Here is a 14,966-nt window from a genome sequence, read left to right on the forward strand (position 1 = left end):
GTTAATGTTGACCACAGACCTGATTAGAGGCCTCATCTAAAGCAGCTTTGAGCTGGATGGCAAAGATATCTGCTTCAGACTTTGTCATTGGGTTGCCATCTTTTTTGGTGACGAAGAAAATATCTTCGGCACGTTCGCCCAGGGTGGCAATTTTGGCGGAGTGAATATCTAAGCCTTGCATCATAAACAAGCCGCCAATTTTGGCGAGTAACCCGGGATGATCTAGTGTGGCAATTTCGACCATGTTTTGATTCAGCGCTGCATTGAAAGTCACTTCTACTGTATTTTCAATGTCAAAATGACGTAATTGACGCGGAATGCGGCGTTGCATCAGACCCGGATATTTATCTGACTGGCTCAAGGCATTCACTAAAGCCTCAATCACCATTTCTTCACGTTCAGGGTCTGTTAAGAGTGTGCCAAAACGGTCTAAGACCACGTAAGTATCCAAACTAAAGGCTTTGGTCGCAGTAATAATTCGTGCATCCTGAACGTCAAGGTTCATGCGGTCTAAAATAGCGACAGTTGTGGCAAATAGGTTGGGTTGGTCTTGCGTGTAAATAAAGATTTGTACTGCGTCTTGTGCTGATTTTCGGTGCGCGCGCATGAGCACTAATGGTGCAGGATTATCGCCATGCTCCAAAATCGCGCGGGTATGCCATGCAATTTCATCGGCAGATTCTTTAATAAAGTATTCATCGCCCAGTTCTTGCCAGACTTTTTCAACAGCACTGAGTTCAAAATCTTTAACTAGTAACTCGCTTGCCGCAAATTTGGTGTCTTCAATCAGCATTTGATAATCGACGGGACGCCCAAGTCCTGAGCGAATGACATCACGCGCTTGCGTATAAAGTTGGCGCATTAAGGATGCACGCCATGAGTTCCAGAGTGTTGGATTAGTCGCATTAATATCAGCAACCGTTAAGGTATAGAGATAATCTAAATGCTCCATATCTCCCATTTTTTCGGCAAATTCCTTGACCACATCGGGGTCAGAAATATCTTTTTTCTGTGCTGTGACTGACATCAACAAGTGATTTTTGACTAACCATGCCACAAGGTTACATTCACGTTCAGTAAATCCGTGTTTACGGCAAAACTCAATCGCATCTACCGCACCAAGTTCACTGTGATCACCACGACGACCTTTAGCAATATCATGGAAAATCGCAGCCAAATAAATAATGTCACGACGGGCTAAACGTTGAAATACCGAGCTGACCACAGGAAAATCTTTCGCAAATTCAGGTTCTTTGAAGCGGCTTAAATTGCGCAGCAATAGTAGAGTGTGGGCATCGACTGTATAAATATGGAATAAGTCGTATTGCATTAAACCTGTAATTTGACCAAAAGCGGGGATGTAATTGCCCAATACACCTAAGCGTTTCATAGTCACCAAGGTATTATACAAGCGGTGCGGTGAGCGCAAAATTGCCATAAACAGCGCTTGATGCGTTGTATCATCACGGAAACTTTGGTCAATACGCTTGGCTGCAAGTGTCAGCAGGCGCAGTGTTCGTGCGCGAATTCCTTCAATTTCAGGACGATTGGCCAATAAATAGAAAATTTCTAAAATTGCGCTTGGTTTTTCTGAGAAAATTTTGTGGTGCTGCACGGCAAGTTTGCCATCGACCAGTTTAAAATTTTCATTAATTTCTTCAATGTTACGTTCATAATTAGGCAAACGCGGGGTAATGACCGACTCATTAAAATAGGCCAGCAACATTTCATTTAAAGTGGAAACTTGCTGTGCAGAGCGATAATAACGCTTCATAAATTGTTCAATCGGGTAATTTTGCGGTTTACCTTCTTCTCGAACATAGCCAAAAGTTGCTGCAATATCTCGTTGATAATCAAACAATAAACGGTTTTCATCACGTTTGGTTAAACGGTGGAGATGATGACGAATTTCCCATAAAAAGCTTTCGGCTTCTTCGAGTACACCCAATTCAAACTCTGAAATAAAACCTAAATGCACTAAGTCGTAAATACGATTGACCCGAAAATGGCGTTTGGCAATCCAGCCAATTTGGTTGATGTCACGAATACCGCCCGGAGCATTTTTAATATCGGGTTCTAAATTACTTTCGGTGTCATTGTGCTGCGCATAACGCTTGCTTTGCTCCTCCATTTTGGCATCAAAAAAGGTTTTATCTGTCCAAGTCTGCGAAACAATACGACGCGGCCATTTGGCAAGCTGCTGATTTCCTGTAATTAAACGCGCTTCAATCAAGGCAGTTGCAACAGTTAAATCACTGGTTGCCTGAATCACACAGTCCTGAATAGTCCGCACGCTGGTGGCAGGTTTGAAATTGCCAACATCCCATAAAGATGAAATAAAGGTCGAAATAAGTTGTTCTTGTTCTGCTGTAATTGCATCTTCCGATAACACCATAATATCGACATCTGAATAGGGCAGCATTTCTTTGCGCCCATAGCCACCTACCGCAAATAGGCTTAAATCGGTTTTGTCTAATTCAGCATGTTGCCATAAGAAAGTGAGCGCTTCATCAATCAGGTTAGAACGCGCCAAAATCACTTCACGAATGGATTGTCCATTTTCAAAACATTGTTGTAGCTGATTTTCGACATCGGTGCGCCATTGGTTAATGGCCTGAATGTCATGGTTGCTTTTTACATAATTCAGCAAGGGTAATGTAATGATCATGGACAATTCCGTTATGCAATGACGAGCTTAATTTTGATTTTCGTTTAAATGTACGCGAACAGTGTCCGCAGTATGCTGAGCTAGCTCACGCGCTTGCTCTGTGGTTTCTGCTCGTGCAGTGGCAACGCCCATACGACGACGTTCAAAACCTTCAGGTTTGCCAAATAAACGTAAATCTGTATCGGGATGTGCTAATGCAAGATTCAGGCCAGAAAATGAAAGATTCGTTGCATCGACACCTGCATAAATCACCGCACTGGCTGCAACGCTATGGCGTGTGGTATTGACAGGTAAGCCTAAAATCGCGCGGGCATGTAATTCAAATTCACTTTGGAATTGTGAAGCCAATGTCACCAAACCTGTGTCGTGTGGACGTGGAGATACTTCACTGAACCAGACTTTATCGCCTTTCACAAACAGCTCTACACCAAAAATACCGCAACCACCTAAGGCAGTAGTCACTTTGTGTGCAATTCGTTTGGCTTCAGTCAAGGCAGCATCACTCATGGCTTGAGGTTGCCAGCTTTCTACATAGTCGCCTGCATCTTGACGGTGACCAATTGGGTCGCAATATGAAGTTTCGATCGCACCAGTTTCTGGGTTTTTAGCACGTACGGTTAATAAGGTAATTTCAAAATCGAAGTCAATTTGTGATTCAACAATCACAGTGCCTTGATTGACACGCCCGCCAGTCTGGGCATATTCCCAAGCTGCATCAACTTCATCAAAGCAGGTGACACGCGATTGTCCCTTGCCTGAAGATGACATCACAGGCTTCACAAAGTTTGGATAACCAATGTCATCACATGCAGCGCGGAAAGATTCGAGAGAATTGGCAAAGCGATAAGCGGATGTCGGCAAACCTAATTCTTCTGCAGCCAAACGACGAATGCCTTCACGGTTCATGGTCAAATTTACCGCTTTGGCAGATGGAATCACTGTTGCAATATTTTGCGCTTCAATTTCAAGTAAAACTGATGTCGCAATGGCCTCAATTTCAGGCACAATTAAATTAGGTTTAATTTTTTCAATCAGTTGTTTTAATTCTGTGGCATCTGCCATGTTTAAAGTATAAGCATAATGTGCGACTTGCATGGCTGGCGCATGGTCGTAGCGATCGGCGGCATGTACTTCTACGCCTAAGCGTTGCAGTGAAATTACCACCTCTTTACCGAGTTCCCCTGAACCCAATAGCAAAACCTTGAAAGCAGAAGATTGAAGGGGAGTACCAATGGTCACGCTCATGTGAATCGTCCTTGCTAAAGTGGGCTTTTAGCATAGCAGAACTGTTCCATGAGTTAAGCCCTGTTTGCAATAAAATCATGATTTTGTCATCTCGTTGTATTGCATTCAGTGCTTTATAGTAATTAGGGCTGAATCCTGAAATAGCTCATTTGGGCGATCCAACCTCTAAATTTCAGCAACATTAGAACGAAAATGGCACATAGGTATAAATTAAACCATAGGTGATGGCTGCGGTAAGCGTGGCAGGGACGATTTTCTTAAACTTAAAATACAAACCTGTGAGTACTAAAAAGCCAATTAACATCGCAAAACTTTTATTGGGTGTTTCAAGCAAAGGTGGCAAGGTTGCAACCACAAGCATAGAGCTAATTGCGGCTATACCAATGCTGCCCAAAGCGATTTTAAGCCATAAAGCACCACGTTGCTGTGAGCCTTGTTGAAACTTTTGAATCACAAAAAATGGCCCAAAACGTGAGGCGAAGTTTGCGATACCGACCATAATACCGACCAAAATAATTTCTAAACTCATGATTTTGCTCCTGTATGTTCAGGGTCGGGTTGTTTTAAAACATAGTGTTTAAATAATCCCGCCAAAATACCTGAAGAAATCCCAATAAAAATTGCAGCAGATAAGTCAATAAAATAACAAGCTACGGCAGATACTAGAATGGTGATTCCCACGACAAAGGTGTGTTTCTTTTCAAATGCTGCCAATAAGAAGCTAAGGAATAAAGCGGGCAGTAAAAAGTCGAGCGCCGCTTGCAAAAACTGTGGCATTTTAGTGACTTGATCGGCAAATAATCCGCCTAACAAAGAGCCTAATGCCCAAGACAACCAACTAAATAAACTCAGTCCAAGCATCCATGATTCAGACCATTCCTGACGGCGCTGTGACAGTTTAATCATGCCTGAGGCAAAAACTTCATCGGTCAGACCCCATGACCAAATTGCAGTTTTTTTTAGGTTTAAACGATCTTGAATCAGGTTTTGTAAGGCTGGGCCGTAAAGTAAATGTCGAATATCCAAGGCGATTACCGTTAATGCGGTCATCCAGATTGAAGTTCCACTGCCCAATAAGGCAACGACTAAAAATTGACTCGCCCCTGCATACATCGAGCAAGATAAAAATAAGGCTTCCCATGCGCTAAAGCCGAATTGAGTTGCAGAAACACCAAAAGCAAAAGAAACAGGCAGATAGGTGAAAATAATCGCCTGACTATCTTTTGCACCTTGCCAAAAACTTGCTGCGGGCGCAGTTTGAATATTGTGTACGGACACGACACACCTTGTGGGAGAAAGTTGAACGATGGGTCAAATGAAGATTGTGTATTATACTTGAATTCATTAGCATGATGCCGAATTGTTTGTATGGGCGAACCGATATGTTGAAATTGAAAACACCTGTAATCCTGCTTGCTTCAATGTTATGCAGTAGCCTGTTATTGCAAGCGTGTAGCAATGACAACAACCCGCAAAAAACAGTAGAAATTAAGCCTGCGCCAAAACTCACCAATGATGCGACTGTGTATGCGCAAGCCGCGTGGGAATTAATGAATGAAGTTGAGCCGTACGTGTATCGTAAACAGCGTAACTTAATTGAAGATAAAGTCCGCAAACCTGCCCGTAAATTAAGTACCGACTGGCGTATTAATGTCAAAATGACCGACTCTGTAACGGAAGGGAAATATGCGCTGTGTCGTAAGGCTTTGACCAGTTTGGAAATTTGGGCACGTGCGACGATTGACAGTTCAAGCAGTCTTGCACAAAAACAAGCTGATTATGAACGGGATAAAAAACAATGTGCTGATGCTTTGGCGCATCCTGAATTGGGCAATACTGACCCGAAACAAAAGGGCAATGTGGTGCAGTCTTAATTGAGGTTGTTCTGCATTAATGTGATGCGGAATCGCCCATAAAAAAACCTCGATGTAAGCATCGAGGTTTTTTTATTGAATCAATGCTCGGCTGTAAGCATTGTTCTAAAACTAAACATAAAAACAATTAAACATTAAAACGGAAGTGTAAAACATCACCGTCTTGTACGATATAAGTTTTACCTTCCAAGCGCCATTTACCTGCTTCTTTTGCACCTGCTTCGCCGTTGTATTGTACGAAATCCTCATAAGCAATACATTCTGCGCGGATAAAGCCTTTTTCAAAGTCAGTGTGAATTACGCCTGCTGCTTGTGGTGCAGTTGCACCTACTTTCACTGTCCACGCGCGGACTTCTTGTACGCCTGCAGTAAAGTAAGTTTGCAGACCTAACAGCGCATAACCTGCACGAATCACTACGTTCAGCCCTGGTTCTTCCATACCAAGAGCTTCTAGGAATTCTGCACGGTCTTCATCTTCAAGTAATGAAATTTCGGCTTCAATTTGGTTGCATAAAGGCACCACAATCGCATTTTCTTCTGCAGCAAGTTTTTTGACTGCATCTAAGTGCGGGTTATTTTCAAAGCCATCTTCTGCCACGTTCGCAATATACATGGTTGGTTTTAAGGTTAATAAACCAAAACCACGAACCAATTTGCGTTCATCGTCATCTAAATTGGCTGCACGTGCAGGCTTGCCATCATCCAGTAAAGGTTGGATTTTTTCTAAAACGGCTTTGGTCGCTACGGCTTCTTTATCGCCACCTTTGGCAGATTTTGCTAAGCGTGTAATGGCTTTACTTACCGTTTCTAAATCGGCCAAAGCAAGTTCGGTATTGATGGTTGCAATGTCATCTAATGGGTCAATTTTACCATTTACGTGAATGACGTTTTCATCTTCAAAGCAACGAACTACATGCGCAATCGCATCGGTTTCACGAATGTTGGCAAGGAATTGGTTACCTAAACCTTCACCTTTAGATGCACCTGCAACCAAACCTGCAATATCCACAAATTCCATCGTGGTGGGTAATACACGTTGCGGATTTACGATTTCCGCCAATTTGTCCAAACGTGAATCTGGCACAGGTACAATGCCTGTATTTGGCTCAATGGTACAGAACGGGAAGTTTTCCGCTGCAATTGCAGCTTTGGTTAAAGCATTAAAAAGCGTAGATTTACCAACGTTTGGCAGGCCCACAATACCACAATTAAAACCCATGAATAACTCACAACGTGTTATTTAAAAATTAGGCACGATTTTACATGAAAGGGCAGATAAAGTCAGGTCATCGGACAGATGTTTCTCCAATCTAGCGTGCTTGATGCTGTACGTTGAATTTCTTTTCGGAATTGATTTTGAATTGCTGACTGTTTCGCCTGAATTTTGAATAAAAAGTACATTGTAATTATAAGAGGCTATGACTAAAGTATGACAAGCACAGTATTGATACTGCTTTGGATATCAAAATTTTAAATATGGAGATTTTATGCGCATCTTATACCAGTTTCCTTTGTCTCATTTTTGTGAGAAAGCTCGCTGGTTATTGGATCATAAAGAGTTAGATTATGATGCGCAAAACTTAATTCCAGGCGTGCATCGCGCTTTTGCCCAATTAAAAACAGGGCAAAATAAATTACCTATTTTACGTGATCAAGACCGCTGGATAGCAGATTCGACTCAAATTGCTTTATATCTAGATGATATTTACCCCGAACATGCCTTGTTACGCAGTGATGCCGAACAATATAAACATGCGTTGGCCATAAATACTTTGGCTGATGAATTGGGGCAGCATGTGCGTCGATGGGGGTTGGCGCATGCATTATCTGAAAGTGAAGAACCTTTGGAAATTTTAATTGGCGAAAAAGGCTATTTGCGTCAATTTTCTAAATATTCCAAGCCAATTATTAAAGCCTTGGTGTCTAAGGGCTATCAGCTCGATCAAGATAAAGTTGCAGAATCCAAACAGCGGATGGATGAATTAATTGTCATTTTAAATCAGCATTTGATTGATAATTACGGGCGTTATTTTGTGGGTGAGCGTTTAGGTTTAGCCGATATTTCAGTGTGTTCGATGCTTGCACCTATTTTGGAAATTTCTGGAACGCCGTGGGAAAAAGAACATGATGAAGTGATTTCTGAAGAATTTAAAGATTATAAAAAATATTTGCTGGATTTACCTTTAGGGCAATATGTTTCTCGTATTTATCAAACTGAGCGTAATGCACGTGTAGATTGGCGCGGTATTTAAATGTTATCGCCTCAGATAAAATACGCGCAATCTGCGCGTATTTTTTGGATACTGATGTATAAAATCTAGAACTAAGAGTTAGAACAAAGAATTTAAGTTATTCAAATCAAAATTCTGTACCAAGTTTGGCAGGGTAGCTAAATCAAATTGTGTATCAGATGTTCCACCAGTTAAATTGCCAAATGCATCGCCTAAAGCAGGAACTAAGCTATCAATATTGATCTCTGAACTGGTTGTGGAGGATGCACCTTGCAGTAAGTCGCTGATGTTAAAATCTGAACCAGAAATTAAGTTGTTAAAACCATCACTCAAGCCATCTAAGCTGAAACCACCAGTTGTATCTCCAGTCAGATTATTTAATAAACCACCTAGATCAAAGTCACTTGCAAGCTGACCTTCAGGATTAAGCAACGCAAGAATTGGTTCTAGAGCAGCGATATCTAGACCACCTAAATCACCACCGATGTTACCGCCAATTAAGCCGCTTGCCAGTTGCGCAATTTGTGCAATATCAAGATCGCCATTGCCTTGCATTAAACCGCCTACTAATTCAGCAATGACCGCGATATCCATACCGCCTAAACCTCCACCGATGTTGCCACCAATCAAGCCACTAACCAGTTGAGCAATTTGAGCAATATCAAGATCGCCATTGCCTTGGATTAAACCACCCACCAGTTCAGCGATAGCACCAAAATCCATACCGCCTAAACTGCCAGTATTGCCGCCAATTAAACCACCAACCAGTTGTGTGATTGCGGCCATATCGAGGTCACTATTACCCAAAATCAAACCGCTGACCAATTGAGTAATTTGAGCAATATCAAGATTACCCGTATTACCACCGATTAACCCACTCACTAATTGGGTGAGTTTCGTAATATCTAAATCACCTGCATTGCTGCCAATCATGCCGCTGAGTAAATTGGTGATGGAAGCAATATCGAAGCTACCGCCATTGGATTGTGTCAGTTTGCTAATTAAACTGGTGATATCTAAGTTGGTATTCGAGCTTGAAAATTGGCTGATTAGATTGGTTAGGCTAGAACTATCTAAGCTGCTGCCAGAGAGTAAACTTTTTAATAAAGAATCTAGGGTAGGTGTGGTCGAGGTCGAACTAGTCAGGCTGCCAAGCAAACCAGAAAAGGTATTGCTTAAAGAGCCACTACTTAAGAGTCCATCGAATAAAGAGCTGGTCTGAGTTTCTACGGTAAATACAGAGCTAATTTTATTTTCAGCAAGCTTAGAGATTTAAAAGCCATGACGATTCCTTGTATTTTTATTGGTTTTGTTGTGCTGCATTGTGCTTATTGTCGAGCGCATCTGTTTTAATACATTTCTATACACTTGTAAAAGATAGACGGTCGGGATTGTGAAAATGTATGAGTAGATTCGTTGTTTTGTTGAGTTTTTTAAATTTAAAAATTTGAAAATCAATAAATTAGAAAGCTGTTCCGTTTGTCTGTTAAGTTGTTCAAAACGATAAGCGGTGATCTGTTGAATCATAAACATTTTGCTTTAATAATGGAAAATAATTTTCGATAAAGATGCTTAGTCTGCAAAATAATTTAAGTATAATGGCAGCATGAGTTTAAATTTTATCAGATTAGATTGAGTGCTTGAAAATGGAATTAGATCGCTACGATAAGCATATTTTAGAAATTTTAAGCAATGAAGATGTTAATTTGAATGAACTTTCCGAGCGGGTTAATCTGTCGGTAAGTTCGGTGCATCGCCGTATTAAAAGTCTGATCGATCATAAAATTATTTCAGGTTTAAAGCGTGAAATTAATTATCAAAAACTGGGCTTTAGTTTGCATGTGTTGTTGCAGGTGTCTTTGAGCAAACACGATACCGATATTTTTGCCAAATTTTTGGATGAATTGGAAAGCATTCCTGAAGTGATACGTGCATTTTTGGTGACAGGACAGACTGCAGATTTTATTGTAGAGGTTGTGGCACGAGATATGGAAAATTACAGCGAAATTTTATTAAAACGGATTGGTAAAATTGAGCATGTGGCAGGTTTGCATTCTAGCTTTGTGATTAAAGAATATGATGTTTTAAACTGTCATGGTTTATTAAATAAAGTTTAATTTATTAGAATCTTAGAATTATTTTGACTGGATCTATAAAAAAACGCACGAGAACGTGCGTTTTTAGGAATTGCAGTTAGACCGATTATGCGTCTAATTGTGCTAAAACTTCATCAGAGAATTCAACGTTGGTATATACGTTTTGAACATCATCTAAATCTTCAAGCATATCAATCATTTTCATAATTTTTTTCGCTTGATCGATGTCTGTAATTTCTGCTTTGGTCGATGGACTCATAACCACTTCAGCATTGTCAGATTTCAAACCTGCTGCTGTTAGCGCATCTTGAACTATACCAAAAGCTTCTGGCGTAGTAATAACCAAAATGCCATCTTCAGACACTTCAATATCTTCTGCGCCAGCTTCTAAAGCCACTTCCATCACTTGATCTTCTAAAGATGAATCTTCAAATGAAATTTCACCACGTTTGGTGAATAGGAATGCTACAGAACCATTGGTGCCTAAGTTACCGTCAGTTTTAGAGAAACAGTGACGTACATCTGGCACGGTGCGGTTTAAGTTGTCTGTCATGGTTTCTACAATAACCGCAACACCACCTACACCATAACCTTCATAGGTTACTTCTTTAAGATCGTCGTTATCTTCACCGCCTGCACCACGCTGGATGGCACGGTTAATGACGTCACGTGTCATGTTAACTGAAAGTGCTTTTTCCACAACAGCACGTAAACGAGGGTTACTTGCCGCATCTGGACCGCCGAGCTTTGCAGCAGTTGTTAATTCACGAATAAATTTGGTAAACAACTTACCACGACTAGCATCTTGTTTGGCTTTACGATGCTTAATGTTGGCCCACTTGGAATGACCCGCCATGCGAACTATGCTCCTTACAGATTGGCAGTATGCCTATCAAAATTGCGCCCATTCTAACATAAGCCCTTTTTTTAGATAAAGGGCAGAGTTTTAGGTTTTTTAAGTGTTGCTTTGAGTTGTTTTTGGCTCAGGAATGACAATATCTAAGCCCACTTGTTCTTTATATAATTGTTGGATAAGTGCCATATCGTGATCTAAATCTGTCGGATAGATTTTGCCAAAAATCCCACCTTGTTTGGTTTGTGAGTTGGCATACATTAAAACGATAGGCACATTGGCTGCTTTGGCAATATGCCAAAAACCTGTACGAATTGGCTTGCGGGCTTCACCTGTTTTTGCGCGAGTTGCTTCGGGTGCGATGACCAAATTGAAATGTTCATTTTGATCAAAAAGTTCGACCATTTGCGACACAATATCTTTGTTAGATTTACGGTCTACTGGAATACCGCCGACTTTTTCTAAAATAGGTTTAAGTGGCCCTTTAAAAAGCTCTTTTTTGATTAAAGTATGGATTTTAATATCATAAATTTGGAACAGAGCAAGCGAGAGGATTGCATCCATCATTGAGGTGTGTTCAAAACCGACGATCACTTGTTTGTTTTCGAGGACGTTGGGTTCTACCTGATATTGCCATCCTGCAAGTTTGAATGCGGATTCGCCTATAAATTTTTTCAACATAGATGTAACAGCTGATGAATCTGGAAATGCATAATTTCTGCTTATTTTATATAAGAGTCAACAGAAAAATTGTTTGAAATATAGCAATCTCAAGTGATGCAGTTGATATAGCGTTATATCTTTTATTGGTTTTAACTCTAAATACTTTGTTTTTAATATTAAAAATATATGAATTGAGAGAAATTAAGTCTTAAATTGAGCAAAAATGCACTATTCAAATGATTTGTAAATCATTAGACTTTGGTCGTAATTAGCTATGATTCTATTCATCATTTCACTATTCCACGCATCATGGAAGGATACTAAAGTGGCTTATTTGACGACTTTTCTTGTGGCATTGATTGTGTTGTTATTGGTCTTGGTATGGTCAATGTTTGAGTTGTTTTTAGAAGTGCGTAAAGAGAAGCGTTTAAAGTTGCATCGGGCAATGTTTCGGAAAGTGAAGGTGTAGTTTTTATATTTCAATAATAATCAAATTCGTCTGCTGACTATCTATACAGCAATTTCTGAAAATGGCTTGTGTTTTTAAAAAATCTTCGCTAGTATTCTTTGCGCTTGAACTTGTTGAAATATAACAAATTCAATTATAGGGCCTATAGCTCAGTCGGTTAGAGCAGCGGACTCATAATCCGTTGGTCGACAGTTCAAGTCTGTCTGGGCCCACCAAATTCATGTGTTTATATTGTAAAATACATACTTAAACCCTTAATTCTAAAAGAGTTAAGGGTTTTTTTATGTCTTAAGAATACTCAGGTGTACTCGTATAAAAACACCCTATTTGTATCCTGGCTTGTATCCTGTATAAAAAATAGAACTCAGGATACAGGAGCCTAGTTTAATCTAGGAAAATCAAAATTTTATGGCTAAATCTAAATTACTTACAGATACACAATATGCAGCATTAAAAGCAAAAGAATCTGAGTACAGAGTTTCAGATATTTCAGGTCTGTATTTAAAAGTTGGTGTAACAGGCAAAAAGTCATGGCAGTTAAGATTTAAGAGTACGGTTGGTAAGTGGACATGGCTTGGGTTGGGAAGCTACCCAGCAATCTCAGTCAAAGAAGCACGCTCGTTGGCTATTAAGTATCAAAATGGTGAACTCATTTTAAAAACTAAAAATGAGAAATTATTGGAAGCTAAACAACAAGAGAACCTATTGTTTGGTAATTTACTGATTAAATGGATGAATACGAAAAAAGGTGTATGGACTGATAAAACCTATAAGAAAGAGTATCAGTCGATAGAAAAGCATATATTGCCAGTATTTGGTCACCGTTTATTTAAAGAAATTTCCGCATCTGAATGGAAAGAATTTTTCAGAGAAAAACAATTAAATGAAGGGATATTCAATAGACTTGAAAAATTAATTTCGTATTGTCGTAATGCTTATGATTATGCAATTGATGATAATTTAATTAGCTATAACCCTCTCGCAAGAGTACGAAAAGGGCTAGTAAATCATACTTCAGGCTCAATGAAACATGTCGTAATGGATGAACTTCCCGATCTTGTTAATGCAATCCGTAATTATCGCTCTGAAACTACTAGCATTGGACTCGAATTGCTCTTGGTGTTGTTTCCTAGACCTGGTGAGTTGAGAGCTGCACGTTGGGATCAATTTAATTTTGAAACAAGAGTATGGCTTAGACCTGCTGATCTGATGAAAAGAAGAGTAGCTCATGCGATACCGTTACCGAAGCAAGCAATTAAATTATTGCTTCGATTAAAAGAGATTTCAGGGGATGGCAATGAATATTTGTTTCCATCAAGAAGTAATTCAAATGAAAAATTTATATCTGACGTGACCTTCACTTCAGCATTGAAAAGAATGGGGTATACTGGGAAGCAGAATCCTCATGGATTTCGCCACATTGCGAGTACTTTTTTAAATGATATTTTTAGCGATAAAGAACAAGTGATTGAATCAGCATTGTCTCATCAAAAAGCAGGTGTGAAAGGTGCATATGATAAAGGTGCTCACTTAAGAGAAAGGGTGGATGTTATGCAATTTTGGGCTGACCACTTGGATTCGATCTGCGGAGTAAGAATGTTTGATTAAAGTGTTCTTGTTATAATTTTAAAAGCTGAAATTTTATTTTCGGCTTTTTTTTTTGCGAAACGGGATTATTGAAGATGTGATTTTTCTAATATGTGTAGATTAATGGGTTTTAACTGTTTTAATAAATTGATGAAAACTTTACTAAACCCTCATAGTCAAATAAATCCGATTTTAATGAAACTCCGTGAAGAAAATGTGTGGCGATGTTCAAGTAGCATATTGTGCAAAATTTTACAGATTAATCGTCAGCAACTTATCAAAATTCAAAATGCTGTTCCTAACTTTCCAAAACCCATGAGAGATCGAGATACTCGACAAGCAGTGATGTATTTTGATGTTGATGAGATTTTCAATTGGTACATGAATGAATTTCATCCTGATTTTTGAACTAAATTTAACGAATTGACACTATTGGAAAAATATTTTTTTTAGTCTGATATGATTTTTTCTTTTTTTGAAAAAATATTTATGTTGGAAATGAATACACCACAATCAACTATGATTCAGGAAAATAAAGCGTTAGCTTTAAAGTTTAATGATGTAGCAAAAAAATTAGGCTTGTCGAGGACGGGACTAAACTTTTTGATCGCAAAGAATCCCGATTTTCCACGACCTTTTAAGCTTGCAGATGGTGAAAAAGCGCATAACTACTTTGATTATACGGAGGTGTTGAATTGGTATGAAATACAGAAAAAGAATAGGTCTTCTGTTAGTAGGAAACAATAAATTGGCTTATATGGGAACGTTTGGATAAAGGAGAAAGGCTCAAGGGGTAATTTTATAAAACCATGATGTGAATTTACTTTTAAAAAAATATTTCACGAGGAAAAAGCTATTTTGATCCTTGAAAAAAAAACCACGTTAGGTGGTTTTTTAATTTTTAGGTCTTTTTCTTGTCTGATTCATATATGCATGGTTGTCTCTAGTCAGAGCCTAAAGAAATAATAAATTTCTCAATCATTTTGCGTTCCAACTCTGGTAATTCCTGTAAAGCATTAGTAATAGGATCAATCTCTGAGGTACTCATTTTTTCACGGCGTCCCAAGATGTAATCGGCTGATACATTAAGTGCGACAATGAGTTTATAAAAATTCTCTAATGAGGGTTTACGTGAGCCCGACTCAAAATGCGCAATAGAGGTTACGGGTATTCCCGTTTTTTCAGCAAGTTCTTGCTGTGTCAGCTTTCGTATCTTTCTGACTTCTTTCAATCGAATCTTAAATTCATTCGAGTCTAATTCAAGTGTCATTATTACCGCC

15 protein-coding genes and 1 tRNA gene are annotated in these 14,966 nt (G+C 39.3%); 7 read left to right on the plus strand and 9 right to left on the minus strand.

The window, feature by feature from the left end:
• Position 1: 1 nt before the first annotated feature.
• The 4 genes from glnD to C3Y93_RS00990 form a co-directional block, all read right to left on the minus strand.
• Positions 2 to 2,668: a [protein-PII] uridylyltransferase gene (gene glnD, locus C3Y93_RS00975; protein ID WP_104851822.1), complete on the minus strand. Its 2,667-nt coding sequence runs from the start codon at positions 2,666 to 2,668 to the stop codon at positions 2 to 4.
• Positions 2,669 to 2,695: 27 nt separating this feature from the next.
• The gene (gene purT / locus C3Y93_RS00980; protein WP_104851823.1) at positions 2,696 to 3,913 is read right to left on the minus strand and encodes a formate-dependent phosphoribosylglycinamide formyltransferase; all 1,218 of its coding nucleotides are present in this window, start codon (positions 3,911 to 3,913) and stop codon (positions 2,696 to 2,698) included.
• Between the two features lie 181 nt (positions 3,914 to 4,094).
• Positions 4,095 to 4,442 (minus strand): L-valine transporter subunit YgaH, encoded by a 348-nt coding sequence (ygaH, locus tag C3Y93_RS00985; protein ID WP_004971441.1) that lies wholly within the window; start codon positions 4,440 to 4,442, stop codon positions 4,095 to 4,097.
• Entirely contained in the window at positions 4,439 to 5,176 is a 738-nt protein-coding gene (locus tag C3Y93_RS00990; protein ID WP_171062558.1) for an AzlC family ABC transporter permease, read from the minus strand. Before C3Y93_RS00990 ends, ygaH begins: the two co-directional genes overlap by 4 nt.
• 119 nt (positions 5,177 to 5,295) lie before the next feature.
• On the opposite strand from C3Y93_RS00990, the gene C3Y93_RS00995 reads away from it, so the two are divergent.
• Complete coding sequence (locus tag C3Y93_RS00995; protein ID WP_026438320.1) at positions 5,296 to 5,787, plus strand: hypothetical protein; 492 nt, start codon at positions 5,296 to 5,298, stop codon at positions 5,785 to 5,787.
• Positions 5,788 to 5,914: 127 nt separating this feature from the next.
• On the opposite strand, the gene ychF is transcribed toward C3Y93_RS00995, so the two are convergent.
• Positions 5,915 to 7,006 (minus strand): redox-regulated ATPase YchF, encoded by a 1,092-nt coding sequence (gene ychF / locus C3Y93_RS01000; protein ID WP_004971435.1) that lies wholly within the window; start codon positions 7,004 to 7,006, stop codon positions 5,915 to 5,917.
• Positions 7,007 to 7,274: 268 nt separating this feature from the next.
• Here ychF and C3Y93_RS01005 point away from each other — a divergent pair, with 268 nt between their 5' ends.
• Positions 7,275 to 8,039, plus strand: a complete 765-nt coding sequence (locus tag C3Y93_RS01005) for a glutathione S-transferase family protein (RefSeq protein ID WP_096902290.1) — start codon at positions 7,275 to 7,277, stop codon at positions 8,037 to 8,039.
• 78 nt (positions 8,040 to 8,117) lie between these two features.
• Here the strand turns inward: C3Y93_RS01005 and C3Y93_RS01010 are convergent, their stop codons facing one another.
• Positions 8,118 to 9,176 (minus strand): hypothetical protein, encoded by a 1,059-nt coding sequence (locus C3Y93_RS01010; protein ID WP_228153772.1) that lies wholly within the window; start codon positions 9,174 to 9,176, stop codon positions 8,118 to 8,120.
• A gap of 488 nt (positions 9,177 to 9,664) precedes the next feature.
• Here C3Y93_RS01010 and C3Y93_RS01015 point away from each other — a divergent pair, with 488 nt between their 5' ends.
• Positions 9,665 to 10,135 carry an Lrp/AsnC family transcriptional regulator gene (locus C3Y93_RS01015; RefSeq protein ID WP_004971430.1) on the plus strand — a complete coding sequence of 157 codons (471 nt, stop codon included), beginning with the start codon at positions 9,665 to 9,667 and terminating at the stop codon, positions 10,133 to 10,135.
• Positions 10,136 to 10,220: 85 nt separating this feature from the next.
• Here the strand turns inward: C3Y93_RS01015 and C3Y93_RS01020 are convergent, their stop codons facing one another.
• Together C3Y93_RS01020 and C3Y93_RS01025 are read right to left on the minus strand one after the other, a co-directional pair.
• The gene (locus C3Y93_RS01020; RefSeq protein WP_070155957.1) at positions 10,221 to 10,970 is read right to left on the minus strand and encodes a YebC/PmpR family DNA-binding transcriptional regulator; all 750 of its coding nucleotides are present in this window, start codon (positions 10,968 to 10,970) and stop codon (positions 10,221 to 10,223) included.
• A gap of 99 nt (positions 10,971 to 11,069) precedes the next feature.
• Positions 11,070 to 11,648 carry a 1-acyl-sn-glycerol-3-phosphate acyltransferase gene (locus C3Y93_RS01025; protein WP_104851825.1) on the minus strand — a complete coding sequence of 193 codons (579 nt, stop codon included), beginning with the start codon at positions 11,646 to 11,648 and terminating at the stop codon, positions 11,070 to 11,072.
• A 307-nt stretch (positions 11,649 to 11,955) separates the two neighbouring features.
• On the opposite strand from C3Y93_RS01025, the gene C3Y93_RS14245 reads away from it, so the two are divergent.
• The 4 genes from C3Y93_RS14245 to C3Y93_RS01045 all read left to right on the plus strand — a co-directional run bounded on the left by C3Y93_RS14245 (position 11,956) and on the right by C3Y93_RS01045 (position 14,433).
• Positions 11,956 to 12,099, plus strand: a complete 144-nt coding sequence (locus C3Y93_RS14245; protein WP_158660378.1) for a hypothetical protein — start codon at positions 11,956 to 11,958, stop codon at positions 12,097 to 12,099.
• 138 nt (positions 12,100 to 12,237) lie between these two features.
• Positions 12,238 to 12,314, plus strand: a tRNA-Ile gene (locus C3Y93_RS01030).
• Between the two features lie 193 nt (positions 12,315 to 12,507).
• Positions 12,508 to 13,707 carry a tyrosine-type recombinase/integrase gene (locus tag C3Y93_RS01035; RefSeq protein WP_043972784.1) on the plus strand — a complete coding sequence of 400 codons (1,200 nt, stop codon included), beginning with the start codon at positions 12,508 to 12,510 and terminating at the stop codon, positions 13,705 to 13,707.
• A 468-nt stretch (positions 13,708 to 14,175) separates the two neighbouring features.
• On the plus strand, positions 14,176 to 14,433 hold the full coding sequence (locus C3Y93_RS01045) for a helix-turn-helix transcriptional regulator (protein WP_158660379.1): 258 nt from the start codon (positions 14,176 to 14,178) through the stop codon (positions 14,431 to 14,433).
• Positions 14,434 to 14,629: 196 nt separating this feature from the next.
• Here the strand turns inward: C3Y93_RS01045 and C3Y93_RS01050 are convergent, their stop codons facing one another.
• The gene (locus C3Y93_RS01050) at positions 14,630 to 14,956 is read right to left on the minus strand and encodes a helix-turn-helix domain-containing protein (protein ID WP_043972788.1); all 327 of its coding nucleotides are present in this window, start codon (positions 14,954 to 14,956) and stop codon (positions 14,630 to 14,632) included.
• Positions 14,957 to 14,966: the final 10 nt, after the last annotated feature.

The sequence above is a fragment of the Acinetobacter sp. SWBY1 genome (genome assembly GCF_002946595.1).
GTDB classification, from domain to species: Bacteria; Pseudomonadota; Gammaproteobacteria; order Pseudomonadales; family Moraxellaceae; genus Acinetobacter; species Acinetobacter towneri.

Coding starts and splice junctions, on each gene's coding strand:
- glnD (WP_104851822.1), bottom strand. CDS start 2,668: ATGATCATTACATTACCCTTGCTGAATTATGTAAAAAGCAACCATGAC.
- purT (WP_104851823.1), bottom strand. CDS start 3,913: ATGAGCGTGACCATTGGTACTCCCCTTCAATCTTCTGCTTTCAAGGTT.
- ygaH (WP_004971441.1), bottom strand. CDS start 4,442: ATGAGTTTAGAAATTATTTTGGTCGGTATTATGGTCGGTATCGCAAAC.
- C3Y93_RS00995 (WP_026438320.1), top strand. CDS start 5,296: ATGTTGAAATTGAAAACACCTGTAATCCTGCTTGCTTCAATGTTATGC.
- ychF (WP_004971435.1), bottom strand. CDS start 7,006: ATGGGTTTTAATTGTGGTATTGTGGGCCTGCCAAACGTTGGTAAATCT.
- C3Y93_RS01005 (WP_096902290.1), top strand. CDS start 7,275: ATGCGCATCTTATACCAGTTTCCTTTGTCTCATTTTTGTGAGAAAGCT.
- C3Y93_RS01015 (WP_004971430.1), top strand. CDS start 9,665: ATGGAATTAGATCGCTACGATAAGCATATTTTAGAAATTTTAAGCAAT.
- C3Y93_RS01020 (WP_070155957.1), bottom strand. CDS start 10,970: ATGGCGGGTCATTCCAAGTGGGCCAACATTAAGCATCGTAAAGCCAAA.
- C3Y93_RS01025 (WP_104851825.1), bottom strand. CDS start 11,648: ATGTTGAAAAAATTTATAGGCGAATCCGCATTCAAACTTGCAGGATGG.
- C3Y93_RS01035 (WP_043972784.1), top strand. CDS start 12,508: ATGGCTAAATCTAAATTACTTACAGATACACAATATGCAGCATTAAAA.
- C3Y93_RS01045 (WP_158660379.1), top strand. CDS start 14,176: ATGTTGGAAATGAATACACCACAATCAACTATGATTCAGGAAAATAAA.
- C3Y93_RS01050 (WP_043972788.1), bottom strand. CDS start 14,956: ATGACACTTGAATTAGACTCGAATGAATTTAAGATTCGATTGAAAGAA.